The organism is Spirosoma gilvum, assembly GCF_054776815.1.
Map to the genome: position 1 here is coordinate 37365 of NZ_BAAHBH010000007.1, position 14400 is coordinate 51764.

Annotated in this window: 10 protein-coding genes; all 10 read right to left on the reverse strand. The window is 51.0% G+C overall.

The genetic code is table 11. The features are described 5' to 3' along the window. Positions 1-12 precede the first annotated feature (12 nt). The 10 genes from ACYVFD_RS18920 to ACYVFD_RS18965 all read right to left on the reverse strand — a co-directional run bounded on the left by ACYVFD_RS18920 (position 13) and on the right by ACYVFD_RS18965 (position 14310). The gene (locus ACYVFD_RS18920) at positions 13-1041 is read right to left on the reverse strand and encodes a FecR family protein (protein ID WP_461091982.1); all 1029 of its coding nucleotides are present in this window, start codon (positions 1039-1041) and stop codon (positions 13-15) included. Positions 1042-1084: 43 nt separating this feature from the next. Continuing rightward, a complete protein-coding gene (locus ACYVFD_RS18925) occupies positions 1085-1735 on the reverse strand; it encodes an RNA polymerase sigma-70 factor (RefSeq protein WP_461091983.1) in 651 nt (216 codons plus the stop codon). A 285-nt stretch (positions 1736-2020) separates the two neighbouring features. Further along, positions 2021-3652, reverse strand: a complete 1632-nt coding sequence (locus ACYVFD_RS18930) for an FAD-dependent oxidoreductase (protein WP_461091984.1) — start codon at positions 3650-3652, stop codon at positions 2021-2023. Positions 3653-4002: 350 nt separating this feature from the next. After that, positions 4003-5466, reverse strand: a complete 1464-nt coding sequence (locus ACYVFD_RS18935; RefSeq protein WP_461091985.1) for a RagB/SusD family nutrient uptake outer membrane protein — start codon at positions 5464-5466, stop codon at positions 4003-4005. A gap of 20 nt (positions 5467-5486) precedes the next feature. After that, the gene (locus ACYVFD_RS18940; RefSeq protein WP_461091986.1) at positions 5487-6605 is read right to left on the reverse strand and encodes a TonB-dependent receptor domain-containing protein; all 1119 of its coding nucleotides are present in this window, start codon (positions 6603-6605) and stop codon (positions 5487-5489) included. After that, a complete protein-coding gene (locus tag ACYVFD_RS18945; protein WP_461091987.1) occupies positions 6523-8919 on the reverse strand; it encodes a SusC/RagA family TonB-linked outer membrane protein in 2397 nt (798 codons plus the stop codon). The genes ACYVFD_RS18940 and ACYVFD_RS18945 overlap by 83 nt, the downstream gene beginning before the upstream one ends. A 234-nt stretch (positions 8920-9153) precedes the next feature. Continuing rightward, complete coding sequence (locus ACYVFD_RS18950) at positions 9154-10272, reverse strand: FecR family protein (RefSeq protein ID WP_461091988.1); 1119 nt, start codon at positions 10270-10272, stop codon at positions 9154-9156. A gap of 70 nt (positions 10273-10342) precedes the next feature. Continuing rightward, complete coding sequence (locus ACYVFD_RS18955; protein ID WP_461091989.1) at positions 10343-10981, reverse strand: RNA polymerase sigma factor; 639 nt, start codon at positions 10979-10981, stop codon at positions 10343-10345. A gap of 214 nt (positions 10982-11195) precedes the next feature. Then, a complete protein-coding gene (locus ACYVFD_RS18960; RefSeq protein WP_461091991.1) occupies positions 11196-12653 on the reverse strand; it encodes a sulfatase family protein in 1458 nt (485 codons plus the stop codon). A gap of 151 nt (positions 12654-12804) precedes the next feature. Beyond that, complete coding sequence (locus ACYVFD_RS18965; protein WP_461091992.1) at positions 12805-14310, reverse strand: arylsulfatase; 1506 nt, start codon at positions 14308-14310, stop codon at positions 12805-12807. Positions 14311-14400 lie beyond the last annotated feature (90 nt).

Consider the following 14400-nt stretch of genomic DNA (forward strand, 5'->3'; position numbering starts at 1 on the left):
AAAGGTTAGGAGTTAATTCGTAAAGGTTACGTCGTTGTTATCGCGGTGGTAGTTGATCTGGAGCAGATCAGCCACCAGTTTGATCAGTTCATTGGCATCCTGCGCCGGAAACGCCCCCGAAATGGTTCGATTGGCCAGTTCTTCGCCTTCTATATTGACAGTCAGGCCATAGTTATCGTGCAGGGTCTGGGCAATCTCCCGCAGCGATGTGGTCTCGAACGTAAAGCGGTGTTGCTTCCACGACGATGCATTTTCAGGATGCAGGGTTTGCTTCAACGCCAGTTTGCCCTGCGCATCGAGCGTGACCAGATCACCGGGTTTCATAATCAAGGCGGGTTCATTCGATTGTTTCGGCAAGGTTAGGGCCACTTTTCCCGACCGCAATACGACCTGCGTGCGACGCTCCCGGCTAAAGACTGTAAACTGCGTACCCAATACATTCACGGCCAAGCCTTTCGGCGTCAGAACGACAAAGCGCTGGTGATTCGGCAGATGCCGCACCGAGAAATCGGCCTCACCGATTAGTTCCACCTGTCGCCCAGCCGTTCCGACGGATAGGAGTGGAATACGACTTTCGGAACCAAAGCCAAAGCGGGGAAAACGGATGCGGGAATTGGCGTTCAACTCTACAACCGACCCGTCGGGCAACTGGCAGTGTTTGGTTTCGCCAAAGCCGGTTTCGATGGTTTTGTACCGAATGACGTCGCCAGCCAGCCAGTTGCCAATACCCAGGATCAGGAGCACAGAAGCAGCCGCTACCCAAACGCCCATCCGTCGGTTGTCCCACCACCGAACGGGTACATCTTCAAACGGGCCAGCTACCCGAACGGTAGCACCTATACGTTGACGTGTTGTCTGAAAAGCATTCTGCCAGTTAGTGGTCAGTTGGAGGTTGGTAAGCTCCCACTCATGCAACCACTGGTAGTAGATATCCTGATTGCCGGGTTGTGCTAGCCAGTGCTCAATTGATTTTTTCTGGAGTGGACTTACTTTTCCAGCGAAATAGTCGAAAACGAGCGTTTTATTCACAAGTTCTTCCATAACAAAGGGGTTTGGGGAATGACACAGTGTGGTTAATTTACCCTTAGTGTAACCCGACAAAAAGTAGGCAAACCATCGTCAGGATGGCCCGCCGGATTTGAGACAAGGCCCGCGACAAATGGGCTTCTACAGTTTTCAGGGCAATACCCAGTTCGGTAGCAATCTCCAGATTCTTCTGGTTTTCGAACCGGCTCATCAGAAACACACGCTGGCATTGAGATGGCAACTCCTTGATGACTTTCTCCAGCCGCTGAAAGGTTTCATCATATTCGATCAGCGCCTGGGGCGACTCCTCTGCTCCAGCATACTCCATCTCGTCAATCGATGCGGGCGTACGGTTGCCCGTCAGTTCGTCGCGCAGGTAGTTATAGGCCCGATGGCGCACAGCGGCATAGAGATACGTGCGATACGTAAACTGTACGGAACTATGGGCATCGGTTTTCCAGAGCTGGTAAAATACCTCACTGACAATATCTTCGGCCACCTCACGGGTATATACAAACCGTAAGGCGTGGCTGCAAAGCGGATTGTAATAAAGCCGAAATAGGGCTTCAAACCCTTTTTCCGACGATTCGGCGAAGGCCGCTCTGATAAAATACTCGTTATCCACAACGGCCGTTGCGTGACTGCCCGCACGCAGGGGGCGGGGTACATCACCTGAATCGAAGCGCTGATATCCTTCTGGTTCGGTCATAAGGTTGCCGGTCAAGTACGCGAATGACACGAATGCTGGCGTTTACCCTTAGTCGAAAATAACTTTTTTGTGAAAATTTTTCTCTGATTTTCACAAAAACCAGCCAAATAGTCGAGTAACCTCTATAAAATAAATTTCCCGGCAGACATCCACCGGGAATTTACCAAACCAACCTATCAATGGAACACGGATCATTATGATGCCGGGCCGACGTCTCGGTTATGATTTATTAAGGTTTGTGTAAATCATAATGATCCGTGTTCCATCCGTTTATGCATCCTGTTTTCAGAATTTAAGCGTTAAAACCTGCTGTTGTTCCTGAAGTTTCTTTTTCAATTCAGCATAATCAACCTGCTGAACCGTCGTTCGTTTCTGATTCGCCAGCACAGCAGCATCACCACAAGCTTGACCCATTGCCATGAAGGTAAATTCGATCCGTATGGCTCCGTAGGCAATGTGGCTCGACGATGGGCACGAAGCCGTTAACAAATTCGTACACTCCGATACTTTCGGCACCAGTGCCCGATACGAAATACCAAACGGTTGCCAGGTGTTGTCTCTAAATACAGATCCCTCGTTATACGCATACCCATCTTTCACGATTCGGCGAACGCTATGTATATCGGGTGGCCAATACGCAACGGCAACCGGGTCAGGAACGGCCGGTGGGTTGCCTTTTCGGACATGGTGCTCCGTAATCACATAGTCGGAAACCATTCGCCGGGCATCACGCACGTAGAATTGACGGGGCCAGCCATCGTTATCGGTAAACTCGTCTTTGCTAAGCCCCCATGAGGCCCATTCGTTTTGCAAATCAGGGGCCAGCCTTCCCACTTCCTCATCATTCGCCAGAAAATAAAATAACCCCTGGGTGAACTGCTTATGCTGGGTAAGCACAGCTTGTCGGGTTGCATAATTTCCGCCCGGATAGGCCATGTTCAGGCCATACAGATTATGCGACAGATCGTGCCAGGCTCCCAAATCCGTTTTGCCGTTCGGAATGTCGACTCTTGGCCTGTAGAGTTTACCACCTGCTTTCAGATAACGCAGGTAGATTTCGTACTGGTCAAGCTGATAGGCATCTGGTTTTGCAAATGGGATTCGGTTCGTCGGGTTCTTGGTCAGGCACATGCGAAAACAATACGCCTGTAGGTGCTGATCACCGGCACCGGGCGTTCCGAGCGGTTCATCCTGTATGGTCGGAATCAGGCCACTAGCCGGATCACCCACAACCCGATATGGATCGACCTTAACCAAAAACTGAGCATGTTCCGTAACAGCCTGAATGCCATTTTTGGCCTCCCCATACTGAGCATTCGATTCTCGGCCAATAACGGTACTGACTCCGGCAGCATGCAGCAAATCGCCTTCAATGGTGGCATCGATAAACATTTTTGCCCGGTACGTTTGCCCATTCTCTAGTTTGATCTGCTGAATTGCCGTTCCCTTTTTGAGAACCGCATCATTTCGTTCCAGCAACCGACTTCCATAGAAAACCTTAATTGGATACGAAGCGACCCAATCGAGAATGACCCGTTCGGCTACATGTGGCTCAAATCGCCAGATGTCAGGTTTTTTAATACCCTTCTGGAGAACTTGCTCAAATTCATCGGCTCGTCCGTAGGCTTTGGCAATTCGTCGGTAAAACTCAAGCGCGAGTCCACCTACCGCCGGGCTATTCTGAAACTCCTGATGATTGTCGATATCGGTTCCCCCGAGTCCTTCCACCATCATGCCGCCCAGATGCCGACCCGGCTCCAGTAAGGCCACGGTTTGCCCCAGCCGGGCAACCTGAATAGCCGCCATAACGCCAGCCGGAGTACCGCCGTACACAAGCACGTCGTAGGTTTTTTGCTGGGCTAGCCCCTTCCAGGAAAGAAGTAAAAAAAGAAATATGAGTTGTTTTCTGATAATCATTACGTTGGGAGTAAAACTAAAAAATGTGTAACAGAAGGCTTAAATCCCTAAGTAATCACGCAGAATTAAAGTGAGGTATGTTTTGTGCGACCCCGATGGGGTCGAAGGTTTATAGCCACCATAGTCTTTCTATAAACATCTGACCCCATCGGGGTCACACCAGATAAAAATGATTGAAGCTAATTCTGCGTGATTGCTTAAGGATTTAGGAGTTTAGACCGCATTTAAGTAGGTAGTCATTAGTTGTCAGGTATAGACATTGACGGATATTTATTGTTAACCTATTGACAATTAAGCACGTACAATCAATGACAATTTTTGACAATGCCTGACTAGAAATGACAATGTACTTAATAACCTTCGTTCTGTTTTAAGGCAGGATTGGCGTCAATTTCACGTTGCGGAATCGGCATCAACACATGATAGGGCTGTATGGTCGTAGCCCGGCCAAAGCTGGTTTCGGCCTTCACCGCACTCAGCAGCCTGCCCGTACGAACCAGATCGAACCAGCGCTGCCCTTCAAAACAGAGTTCGAGCCTGCGCTCCAGCCATACCGCTTCTTTAAACGCCTGATAGGTCAATCCCGAAAGGGGGGCAAGTCCGGCGCGGGCGCGCACTTTATTGACGGCTTCATACGCTGGCGCGTTAGGCCCTTTGCCTGCTTCATTGAGGGCTTCGGCATAGATCAACAACACCTCCGAAAACCGAAGGATCGGGGCACTTTTCCCCCCATTGCCCGCAACGGTAGACGTCAGGTCCGCCAGCTTCCAGAACGAAACACCTTTGGCCGGATCAGGGTCCGTCACCGATAAAGGGGTAGCAACTTTGGTAGTCGGATGCACAAAAGACGTCAGAAACGTGACCGGCTTCCGTTTATCATCTGCCGTGTAGCTATTGAACAGACTGGGGCTAACCCGGAAAATACCACTTCCATTTCCCGGAACGATGGGTGCTCCCCGAGGAGCATAGCCTGTTGTAAAGTTATTTCCGGCCAGATCGGTAATATAAAGCACCTCGAACAACGACTCCTTTCCGCCCCGGCTGGACAGGCTGAACGCATCCGAATAAGTATCCCACAGGTTATACAGGCCCAAATCCATAACCTCTTTTGCCTTAGCAGCCGATAGCGCCCAATAGGGCGAAGCGGCATCGGTTCCTGCCCAGGTCAGGTATACTTTGGCCAGAAGTCCTTTAGCGGCTCCCTGAGTTGCTTTGCCTACATCAGCACCAGTATAGATTTTAGGCAATGCGGCTTCAGCTTCTTTCAAATCTGTTTCAATCTGTTTGTACACCTCATCTTTGGAAGCACGAGCGATCGTTGCATCCGCCAGACCGGTTGTTTCCTTCAGCACAAGGGGCACTCCGCCAAAGCATTGGACCAGCGTAAAGTAGTGCATGGCCCGCAGGAATTTAGCTTCGCCAACGTACCCTTGTTTGATCGTCTCATCCATGGCAATTGGCGGAATCCGGCTGATGATGATGTTCGAGCGTTGAATAGCCTGGTAGGCCTGTTGCCAGATAGCCCCCGAAAACGTATTGGTCGGCACCAGGTTATAATTCCACAAAGCCACCCGGTCGGCATTGCCCGTCAGAAACGGGATACCATCGTCGGCGGCCACCACGTTGGGTGTCATCAGCACCTCGTCCCGGTACATCGAGCGAAGCATGCTGTACATGGACACCACAGCGGCTTTGGCGTCGGAAGGAGTCTGGTAATAGGTTCCAACCGAAACATTGCTTTTAGACGCTAGATCGAGATCAGGGACACAGCCGATCAGGATCAGGAATACGGAAATGATATTATATTTTTTCACGGAATGTCGGAGGTTAGCGGTTAGAATTTCACGTTTAGGCCAGCCAGAAAGGTCTTCGCTGTCGGGTAACTTCCATAGTCGATACCCTGACTAATGGGCGCTTCAGGCGAAAAATTAACCTCGGGATCGTAGCCTTTGTAACTGGTGAACGTCAGCCAGTTTTGGGCCGTTACGTAGATTTTCACCTGCTGAAGCGCCAGTTTTTTCGACACGGTCTGCGGTAGCGTGTAGCCCAGCGTAACAGTTTTCAGACGCAGATAGGACCCATCTTCGACGTGAAAGGTGGACAAAATACGCTGCCCACCTGCCGAATTAGCTCTGGGAATATCGGTGGCCGTATTGGTGGGCGTCCAGCGGTTCAGCACATCTTTCGACTGGTTGTTGTTACCATTCAGGTTATACAAACCGAAGCGCCCGAAATTCAGAATACTATTGCCTGAACTGCCCTGCAAAAAGATGCTCAGGTCGACGCCTTTGTATGAAAACGTATTGTTGAATCCGCCAAAGAATTTAGGATAGCCATTCCCAATGATGGTGCGGTCCAGATCATTGATCACACCATCGCCATTCAGGTCTTTGTATTTCAAATCGCCGGGTTTTGCGGTTTTCTGAGCGGATGCGTTTACTTCTTCCTGCGTCTGAAAAAGGCCTTCGGTGACGCGTCCGTAGAAATTCCCCAGCGGCTCACCCACTTTCAGTAAAGCGGTATTAAACACTTGCAGGTGGCCACTTCCAGTTCCCCCTGTAAACTCTGGCCGACCGTCCAGCGTCCGTATTTTATTCTGGTTGAAGGAGATATTAAAATCGCTGTTCCATTTAAAATCCTTCGTGTCGACATTCACGGTCGAGAGCGCAAATTCCCACCCCTCATTGGATACCTTGCCAATGTTCTGTAGAATGGAGCTGTAACCCGTGGTTTGCGGGACGTTGACCGAGAACAATAAATCGGAGGTTATTTTCTGGTAATAGTCAGCCGTCAATCGGATTCGGTTGTTGAGCACACTGATATCCAGACCTGCATCGAACTGCGTATTTTTCTCCCATCGTAAATCATAATTACTGATCGTAGCGGGCACACCACCCGACTGAATTACTGATCGTAGCGGGCACACCACCCGACTGAATAGTTGGTGTAGCACCGCCCAATATGCCCTGGGTAATGGAAATATTCGACAGGTACGAATAATCTGGGATGCTTTGGTTACCCGCTACGCCATAGCTCAGGCGCAATTTCAGATCGGTTATTGACTTCTGGCTTTGTAAAAACTTCTCGTTAATCACTCGCCAGGCCAAAGCACCCGACGGAAAGAAGCCATACTTATTATTGGGACCAAACCGCGACGATCCATCCCGACGAGCAGTCAGGGTGACTAAAAACCGGCTATCGAAGCCGTAATTGATCCGGGCCAGATATGAAACCAGTGCCCAGTCGGCAGCGGCCGACGCTGGATTTTGCAACGTAGCTCCGGCTCCCAGATTGTTGTACAGTGCAAAATCGTCGTTAAAATTAATGGCGTTGGCCGTTACTCTTTCGAAGTTGTACGCTTGAGACGTATAGCCCAGTAATGCCGTCAGATTGTGTTTTGTGGCAAAGGTCCGGGCATAGGTCAGTGTATTCTCGTTCAGATAATTGATATTCAATGAACTCTCCACCGAAGCCGATCCGTTGGTGGTGGCTCCCAGTTGAATAAGGCGGGTAGCGTAGGCATTTCGTTTACCGGCCAGTAAATCAGCCCCCCAGGTAGTACGAAAGGTAAGATGCTGCCCTATTTTGAAATCGGCATAAAAATTAGTCAACAGCCGAAGTGTATAATATAGGTTCGTCACTTCTTTAGCCAGTCCCACGGGGTTGTCGACTAGACTCCCGTTCAGCGTACTTTGATCGCGGTAATAAATCCCCGGCGACGTATAAATAGGGAAAACCGGCGCATAGTTCAGGGCAGCATTGGTAACGCCACCGGCGGCCCCGCCGTCATAGCTATCGGTTCGGCTACTGTTCGAGCGGGTATGTGCTCCCTGCATCGACAGGCCAATGGTTAGCCAAGGCTTTACTTCCCGGTCCAGGTTAGCGCGTAAGGAAAACCGTTTGAAGTACGAATTCTGTATGATCCCCTGCTGATTGTAATAGTTCCCGGAGATAGCGTACCGGGTTTTGGACTCACCTCCCGTAAAGGATAACTGGTAATTTTGAATAGGAGCCGTCCGAAAAATCTCATCCTGCCAGTCAGTCCCTTCGCCCAGCGATTCGGGTAGCGGGCGGGCCGCCGTAGACCCATCGAAATAAGCGGTTGCTCCCCCATTGATTCGGGCTTCGTTAATGAACGAAGCATACTCCCGCGCATTCAGCAACGGGATTTTACGGCGGACGGATTGAACGCCATAATACGTTTCAAAATTAATAGTCGACTGACCAGCCTTACCCCGCTTGGTTGTTACCAGTACCACGCCATTCGACCCTCTCGACCCATAAATAGCGGTGGCCGAAGCATCTTTCAGGATTTCAATCGACTCAATATCATTAGGGTTGATTGAGTTAAGGTCGCCTGTAGGAAATCCGTCGATCACGTACAACGGGTCATTTCCCGCATTAACGGACCCTGTACCCCTAATTCGGATGGTTGTCGAGCCACCCGGTGCAGCCGAATTAGAGGTCACCTGTACACCTGCTATCCGGCCCTGCATGGCTCGGTCAAGCGCAACGATGGGCGTTGCTTTGATGACCCCTTCGTCAATTCTGGCCACCGAACCCGTCAAATCACTTTTCTTGACCGTACCATAACCGACCACGACCACCTCATTCAGCGATTTATCATCAGGTTTCAGTTGAAGATTGATGTTGGTCTGATTGCCAATGGTTATTTCCTGATTCTGGTAACCCACAAAGGAGAACACCAGCACAGCACCGGATTCATTGTCAGGAATAGAAAGTCGGTAGCGCCCTTCCGCGTCCGTAGTGGTTCCGCGTGTCGTATTCTTAATCACCACGCTGACACCCGGTAGACCTTCTCCCGTTTCAGTTTTCACAGTGCCCGTGATGGTTCTGTCGGCAGCTTCCAGATGCGCCTGCGATGGACCCGTATCGCCCACATCATCGGCCGACGGGCCGGGCACAATGGCAATCTGACTGCCCGTCACCACGTACCGCAGTTGCAGGGGTTTTAACAGCCGTTCCAGAATGTCGGCCAGTTTTTCGTCCGTAGCCGCCAGCGATACTTTCCGGTCGATCTGGACAATCTGCCGACTGTAGACGAACTTGATATGCGCGGTTTTTTCCAGCGTTTGCAGAGCCTGTCGGAACGTGTTGTTATCCAGCCGGATACTGACTCGCTGATCGAGGAGTTCCTGGGCATTCGCTGCCAGAACGCCGTTGACCAGCCATACCGTAAGCAACAATTGGAGTAGCGAGATTCGCATAAGCATCCGAATCGTTTCGTGATTTGTAAACTTGTACATAACTTGGGGGTAGGTCTAGTTATTCCGGGCAAAGGAGTAGCTATACCGGTCGGCGGTGGCCCGAAATAGCCGCCAGATCGGTCAAGTGCGCCCGTTATGTTGCAGCATAGCGGGCTTTTTTTAATGCATAATGGGCAATGAATAATGTATAATGTGTTACCACCAGAGACTCACTCATTGAGCATTATGCATTGTCCATTGTCCATTATGCATTGTCCATTATACATTTCCTTTTCAACAGCCTTTGCTGGTAATAATGATGCGGGCATCCACCACTTCGTACGACGCACCGATGGAGGCACACAACAACTGGAGTTGGTCGTAGAGCGAAACGCCCGCCAGGGATGCCGTTAGGGTGCAATGCCGCAGCGCCGACTCATCGTAAATAATCTCAACGCCATACGCTTTCTTTAACCGCTCAAAAACTGCTGTCGCTGGGGTATCGTCGAACGTAAACGTTTCCGGTGTTTCGGATGTCGTGGGAAGCAGGGTCGGTTTCGCTACCAACTCTTTCTGGTAACTCCCCTGGCTGGCATCGTACGTCACCTGCTGATTAGCCGTCAGGACAACGCCTGCCTTCGGCACATTTGGAGACGATCGGGCCGAAGCCCAGTCTTTCTGATTCATCACCGACACTTTGCCCGACAGAACGGACACCATCATACGGGTCTCGCCCGGCCGGGCCTGCACCCGGAACCGGGTACCTAGCACGCGTGTTACCAGTGTTCCGCTATAGACCAGAAACGGGCGTTTCCCTTCGTGAACGACCGAAAACAAAGCATCGCCTTTCAGGTAGACCTCCCGTTTATCCGCATCAAAGGTGTGTGGATAAGAAGCCTGACTATGGGCCATCAGGGTCAACTGGCTCCCATCGGGCAAGGAAAGCTGTACGGGTTGCGAGGTGCCATTGACCTGATTTACCCACTTATCCGTGGTAGGCTCATCGACCTTGTATGGATTAGAGGACAAGGTTGTCGAGTTGGTTTCACCGCGATTGACCAGAAACCACCCGCCAGCGCTCAGTATGAGCAACACCATAGCGGCAGCCAGCCATTGGTATCGGTTCCAGAGACTTCGCTGAACCGTCCGGTTAGCCTGTATAGGTACATGCCGGGTCAGTTTCACGATCTGTTCTACCTCCAGTTGCTCCTGCTCAGCCGAAAGATTATGCGGACGATGTTTGAGGGCTTCGGCCATGTCTTTAGCCAAAAGCAAGGTATCGCGCCGGTCGGGATGCTGCTGCTGCCACTGCTCCCAGAACTGACGGGCTTCAGGCTGATTGTGTTTTACCCAGGCCAGAAACCAGCTATCAGTCAGAAAGTCTTCGACGGTATACTGTTGATAAGCTTTCATATTGTGTGGGAGTCAGCCGTTTCGGTTGTTAATAGGGACATTTTTCGGGATGATACTCAGCACATCGTCTTTATTTTGTGAACGATTCGTGCAGCAGCCAGCCCACCAGCATCGAGAGCAGCGACGGCCAGCTTTCCCGCAGGCGAGTCAGTCCCCGATGCAACAAATTTGCGACCGACTGCTTATTGACGGCCAGTATATCGGCAATCTCCTCGTTCGACAACTCTGCATAGAATTTCAGGTGAATGGCCTCCCGTTGCCGATCCGATAGCTGTGCTAATAGTGTATTGAGCCGAGCGGTCTGGTACTCCGACAATTCGGTATGGATCAGTGCCTGTTCGGCCGTTATTTCCTCCGAACTTACGTCATCAAACGGCATCGTCTCTTCACTCACGACCGCCGAATGGCGCATCACTTCCCGGTGGATCTTACGCCGGAGCGATTTGTAGAGATAGGGGCGGATGTAGGGCGTCTGTACAATCTTGTGTCGGTAGGTCCACAAGTCCAGAAACAGGTCTTGCAGGCAGTCTTTGAGCAGATCGGAATCGCGGGTAAAGCGGCCGCCATAGAAGTGCAGTTCTCGATAAAAATGCTGAACCAACCCTTGAAAAGCCGCTTCCTGCCCCTCCCGGAACTGTTGCCAGAGTACGGTTTCGTCGGTTCGCTCCCAGGTCCGCTGTGCGATATGACTCAGGTCGGGCTTCAGCATAATCGTTCCTCGTTATCCGTAATTTATTGAGTAGTCTGATGGATGATTCCGGGTGGATACGCTGGTTAATAGGGGCGATAATTCAAATAATACTCAGGATTGTGCAAAAATTATTGAAAAATAAAATTGCCTAACCACTTACGGACTCTGAGCATAAGCCTCAGTACTCCAAAGCAGTTAGGCAAGATTTATAAATAATACGATGTCGAGGCAGTTATTGCGCGATCCGGCCGGGTTCACGGACGTTGGTACCGGCCCGCTTCTGAATGTCGTCGCCCAGATCGGCGCGAGCTTCTTCGGCGATTTTTTCCAGTTTGGCGACAATCTCGGGATGTTGCTCCCGAACGTCGTATCGCTCACCCGGATCACGACGAAGATCGTACAAACCAGCCGGGAATTCGTGGGTTTCGGTACTAGGGCCCGGTTTGCCGTTCTGCCCTGGCAAGAACCCTTCGTAGGTACGGCCCGGATGCGCTAACACCAGTTTCCAATCGCCTTCCCGAACGGCTTCCAGGCTGTTTTTACGGTAATAGTAATAAAACTTATCGCGAGGAGTGACGGACTCATCACCTTTGAGCAGGGCAATCCAATCGACACCATCAATGCGATTTTTGGGCAATCGGGCACCGCAGAGCTTGGTTACGGTCGGCAGAATATCCAGGGTAGTTAGGAGTTTATTGCATACCCGGCCTGCCGGTACCACACCCGGCCAGCGAACCAGACAAGGGACCCGGTGGCCACCTTCAAACGACGTTCCTTTCCCTTCGCGGAAGCCACCCGACGAACCCGCATGATCGCCATAGTTGAGCCAGGGGCCGTTGTCGCTGATGAAAATAACCAGCGTGTTTTTATCCAGGTTCTGCTTTTTCAATTCGCCCAGAATCTGCCCGACCGACCAGTCCAGCTCGGTCAGTACATCGCCAAAAATCCCACGAGCCGTTTTCCCTTTGAACTTGTCCGAAGCCGCCAGTGGTACGTGCGGCAGCGGATGCGGCACGTACAGAAAGAAGGGCGCATTTTTATGTCGCCGGATGAAGGAAAGCGCCTTTTCGGTCACCGTTGAGGTGATTTTGCTGGCGTCGTTCAGGTCTTTGATCTCTTCTTTAGGCTCGTTGCCTTCGATCCAGTTCAGGGGAGGATAGTGTGCCTGCGCCTGTGCGGGATGAAGCGGCCACATATCGTGCGAATAGGGTACGCCATAATACTCATCGAAGCCCTGTTGAAGCGGCAAAAACTGCTTCCGGTCGCCCAGGTGCCATTTTCCAAAAATACCCGTAGCATATCCCCGCTCTTTAAGCAGATCGGCCAGGGTTTCTTCATTCGGGTTCAGACCAATCGGTGAATTGGGCCCTAAGGCGCCGGAAATGCCCAGCCGGTTTGGATAGCAACCCGTCAACAAGGCCGCCCGCGATGCGCTACAAACCGCCTGAGCCACCAGAAAGTTGGAGAATCGTGACCCTTCGGCGGCCATGCGATCCAAATTTGGCGTGGTATAGTCCAGCGCCCCGGTTACGGATAAGTCGCCATAACCCATATCGTCCATAAAAAACAGAACGACATTAGGCGGAGCCGGGGCTGGTTTTTCGACCCAGGCACTGATCAATAAACCTACGCCAATCAACGCGAAGGTGCTAAGTAGGAAGTGAGACAAACGTCGGGGAAGTAAATTCATAGAGGGTAATTTTAGTTAGAATGCAGCCCACTGCTTTAGCTGTGGGTTTGAGGTTAGGGGTTATTCAAATTTAGCTCTAACCGTTTCAACGGTTATTAATACAATACATTATTTTCGATTCTTCCCACAGCTAAAGCAGTGGGCTGATACCTCACAATTTCGGGTTGATAATTTCCCACTCGTTAACGTGCGTTGGTCTGTGTTCTCTGGCAACAATAGCATCAAACTGACGCAACAGATCGGGATGCTGGGCAGCTATATTGGTTGTTTCACTACCATCGCGGGACAGATCGTATAATTCCCAGGGGGCCGTCCGGTTTTTTCGCAAATTAGTCTTTACAGCTTTCCAGTTGCCTATCCGAATCGCTAGTTGTCCGCCCTTCTCAGGGTATTCCCAATACAAAAATGGATGTTGTTTCTGACGAGCCGATTGACCAAGCAAGGTTGGTAGAAACGAAATGCCATCGGTAGCGAACGGCTGTTTGTAGCCAACCAGATCGGCCAGCGTTGCCAGCAAATCGTATTGGACCGAAACATGGGCTGTCACCTGGCTCGCCTTTATTTTTCCGGGCCATCGGGCCAGCATGGGTTCGCGAATGCCACCTTCATACACGTCCATTTTCAGTCCCCGCAAATTCCCGACACTGTTGAAATAAGCAGCCTCTACCCCACCGTTGAATGTTGTACCGTTATCACTCGAAAACATGACCAGCGTATTGTCGTCCAGCTTTAGGTCTTTCAACAACTGCATGATCTGTCCTATTTTCGTATCCATGTAGGTAATCATGGCGGCATAGGTCGCGCGTGGATAGGGTGTTGACGCGTAACTCTGCTGACCCAGATACGGCTTATCCTCAAACTTACCAACGTATTCATTCACAGCCGCTTCGGGTGCCTGCAACGACGCGTGAGGTACCGTGAATGGCAGATACAGGAAAAACGGACCGTTCTTATTTTGCCGGATAAAGTTTTGCGCTTTCTGAGCCAGTTTATCAATGGCGTACTCATTGCCCCGATAATACGCGAACGCTTCGGGGGTGGCCGTTTCGGGGGTTAATTTCCGGTGTACGTCAATGACGGGGTTGTTCAGGCGATCAGGTTTTCCGTTTTCCCAGAGATGCGTCGGGTAATAATTATGGGCCTGTTTCTGATCCAGATAGCCGTAGAAATAGTCGAAGCCCTGTTCATTCGGATTGCCGGTCGTGTTGGCCATTCCTAGTCCCCATTTACCAATGCAGGCCGTTTTGTATCCCGACTGTTGCAACATCCGACCGATGGTAAATGCCCCCGGATACAACGGCATCTGCCCACCCTCCAGCGAATCGGCAAAACCACCCATTTCGTAATTTCCCCGAATGTAGGAATGACCACCGTGTTTGCCCGTCAGGAGCATACAGCGGGCGGGCGCACAGACGGGCATACTGGTGTAATGCTGCGTAAATCGCATGCCTTCGCGGGCTAGCTGATCCAGATTCGGTGTTCGGATTTTCTGCTGTCCATAACACCCCAGTTCGGCATAGCCCAGATCATCGGCGTAGAGGTAGATGATGTTGGGTGGGCGGACAGGAGTAGCTTGTTGAGGCCGATACGCCATCAACAAGACACCTGCCAGCAGGAGTATACCACAAACGTTGAGTAAAGACCGTATCTGCTTCATAAAAATTGTCTCTCACGAGATCGGCTATTACACAAAGATTCACAGAGAAATACGAAATTCACAAAGAACTCCGTGTACCTCAGTTGCTCT

What these genes read in the sequence shown, in the direction of transcription:
- ACYVFD_RS18920 (WP_461091982.1), bottom strand. Translation starts at nt 1,041, where the DNA reads ATGGAAGAACTTGTGAATAAAACGCTCGTTTTCGACTATTTCGCTGGA.
- ACYVFD_RS18925 (WP_461091983.1), bottom strand. Translation starts at nt 1,735, where the DNA reads ATGACCGAACCAGAAGGATATCAGCGCTTCGATTCAGGTGATGTACCC.
- ACYVFD_RS18930 (WP_461091984.1), bottom strand. Translation starts at nt 3,652, where the DNA reads ATGATTATCAGAAAACAACTCATATTTCTTTTTTTACTTCTTTCCTGG.
- ACYVFD_RS18945 (WP_461091987.1), bottom strand. Translation starts at nt 8,919, where the DNA reads ATGTACAAGTTTACAAATCACGAAACGATTCGGATGCTTATGCGAATC.
- ACYVFD_RS18950 (WP_461091988.1), bottom strand. Translation starts at nt 10,272, where the DNA reads ATGAAAGCTTATCAACAGTATACCGTCGAAGACTTTCTGACTGATAGC.
- ACYVFD_RS18955 (WP_461091989.1), bottom strand. Translation starts at nt 10,981, where the DNA reads ATGCTGAAGCCCGACCTGAGTCATATCGCACAGCGGACCTGGGAGCGA.
- ACYVFD_RS18960 (WP_461091991.1), bottom strand. Translation starts at nt 12,653, where the DNA reads ATGAATTTACTTCCCCGACGTTTGTCTCACTTCCTACTTAGCACCTTC.
- ACYVFD_RS18965 (WP_461091992.1), bottom strand. Translation starts at nt 14,310, where the DNA reads ATGAAGCAGATACGGTCTTTACTCAACGTTTGTGGTATACTCCTGCTG.